Genomic DNA, 2,716 nt, shown 5'->3' on the forward strand with positions numbered 1-2,716 from the left:
TCTCCGAAGAGTTTAACTCGCATCTCTTTATTAAAAGAGAGGCTGACTTAGCTGCAAGTCCCGTACTACCAAGGTAGTTGGCCTGCTGTGCCGTGTCAGTGGATGCGCATTATAGGCAGTTCTCAGATGGGCGCAAGGGCTTTTTTCACTAAAAATGGAATTAGTTTTTATACCCCACTTAAGCACATAGCTCACACGGCTTATACACAGACTTACCCACAAATAACAAACGAACATATAAACCAATCAAAACTGAATGCACTGCAATCACAGCCAACCAAGGTTTTCGGCATATACTACTAATAGCCTGGCAATGCCTGATCGATAGGGTTGAGCTCTAGTGAATATGGCGATATATACATGATAGAGAGGGTTCAAATTCATCAGGCAACAATTTTGAAGGCCGCCAGCTTGTGACCCATAATGACAACAGCTTGGTTATCTGTAATGACATATGTAGCTCCCAATAAATACGCATACTCAAATATTACTCTTGCACCGCTCTGGGACGTGCTCCTTTCTCGGCCCATATTCATATGCAGCCCAATTTTAGCTTCGTCCTGAAACCATATTTAGACGTCTTTAAGGAATACACTCTCTGGGGCTCTAGAACCGTTTCGATTCGGATTTGTTTAAAAGCATCTTGGGCTTCTATTGACTGTTTTAGGTGCTTAAAGCGGATCGAGAGCCAACTACTGCCTATTTCATCCAATAGTCGATAAATCAATACAAACTGATGCTTGAAACCTAAATTTTTCTCAATATAAACCAATATATTTCCCTTGCACACAGTCAGCATCAGCTTTAACAGTAGGGTCATTTAAAAGCACAATACAACGCAAAGCAGCCAATACCTTATGTTATTTGGTCTTCAACTGTGGTTAAAAATGGGAGGATTACTCGTCCATGGTTTTTTGACACATACTCGACTCACCTTAAGAAACTTAACGGTATCTATACGGCTGTTTTCTTCGAAAAAATGGAATACAGTGAGATAAAACATTCAGAGCCTAGCGTTAAATGTGGACTTAATACATTTAGGTAAGGCCTGCGTCATGATGACCCCTTCTGGAGCCGTTATTAGATCACTACATGAATGTGATTGAGATTCTAAAGAACCGAAATCATTAGGTTCGGGTAAATACCAAACAATGTTAGGAACCTTGATGGTCCAACTGAACGACGAAGAGCATGGGTGCATAAATGCCACATAGACCATGGATGCTCGAGAGTGACCACTGCTTTAGCAACGAATTACGCACTACACTCAGTACCATCGTTATCATTTCTCTGAAAAACAAATACGAAAAAGCCCTTAGCATTGCTGCTAAGGGCTTATCGTAATGTTGGCGGAGCGGACGGGACTCGAACCCGCGACCCCCGGCGTGACAGGCCGCTATCTGTTTACAAAGAGTCTAACCAACTGAACTACCGCTGCTTTAGCAACGACTCACGCACTACACTTAGTACCTAGTACCATCGTTATCATTTCTCTGAGAAATAAATACAAAAAAGCCCTTAGCATTGCTGCTAAGGGCTTATCGTAATGTTGGCGGAGCGGACGGGACTCGAACCCGCGCCCCCGGCGTGATAGGCCGGTATCTGTTTACAAAGAGTCTAACCAACTGAACTACCGCTGCTTTAGCAACGAATTACGCACTACACTTAGTACCATCGTTATCATTTCTCTGAAAAACGAATACGAAAAAGCCCTTAGCATTGCTGCTAAGGGCTTATCGTAATGTTGGCGGAGCGGACGGGACTCGAACCCGCGACCCCCGGCGTGACAGGCCGGTATTCTAACCAACTGAACTACCGCTCCTTTAGACCGAAGTCTAAATTCTTTTATCGTCGCTAGCGTGTCATGGCTAGGAGACGTGCTCTATTGAGCTTATTAGGCGTCTGGAAATGACCTACTCTCACATGGGGAGACCCCACACTACCATCGGCGCGATTGCGTTTCACTTCTGAGTTCGGGATGGGATCAGGTGGTACCACAATGCTATGGTTTCCAGACAAATTCTTACTGGTTAATTGTCCGTCTGACGGCATTGTTTCCTCGCTACAGTGCTCATGTACTAAAGTACACTCCGCGCTTCGCTCGTTACGGCTTTGTCAGCCAAACAATTACCTGCGTAATTAACCAAAATTATAAATTTAGAAAGCTGTTCTCTTTATACAAGAGTTAAATTTGAGTCACACTAAATCAAGTGGCTGTATTCTTTCGCTAAAGTTAACCATTAACTCGAAACCCTTTTGGGTTGTATGGTTAAGCCTCACGGGTCATTAGTACAAGTTAGCTCAACGCCTCACAACGCTTACACACCTTGCCTATCAACGTAGTAGTCTCCTACGGCCCTTTAGAGGACTTAAAGTCCTAGGGATGACTCATCTTAGGGCTCGCTTCCCGCTTAGATGCTTTCAGCGGTTATCGATTCCGAACGTAGCTACCGGGCAATGCCATTGGCATGACAACCCGAACACCAGCGGTTCGTCCACTCCGGTCCTCTCGTACTAGGAGCAGCTCCCTTCAATCATCCAACGCCCACGGCAGATAGGGACCGAACTGTCTCACGACGTTCTGAACCCAGCTCGCGTACCACTTTAAATGGCGAACAGCCATACCCTTGGGACCGACTTCAGCCCCAGGATGTGATGAGCCGACATCGAGGTGCCAAACACCGCCGTCGATATGAACTCTTGGGCGGTATCAGCC

At 45.4% G+C, this 2,716-nt stretch carries 1 tRNA gene and 2 rRNA genes; all 3 read right to left on the minus strand.

The features are described from left to right. Positions 1-1,745: 1,745 nt before the first annotated feature. Positions 1,746-1,822, minus strand: a tRNA-Asp gene (locus DN599_RS07390). Positions 1,823-1,900: 78 nt separating this feature from the next. Continuing rightward, positions 1,901-2,016: ribosomal RNA gene (gene rrf, locus DN599_RS07395) — 5S ribosomal RNA — on the minus strand. A gap of 249 nt (positions 2,017-2,265) precedes the next feature. Further along, positions 2,266-2,716 (minus strand): 23S ribosomal RNA (locus DN599_RS07400); the annotation flags it as partial.

It is taken from the genome of Shewanella algidipiscicola, assembly GCF_900380485.1.
Classification (GTDB): Bacteria; Pseudomonadota; Gammaproteobacteria; order Enterobacterales; family Shewanellaceae; genus Shewanella; species Shewanella algidipiscicola.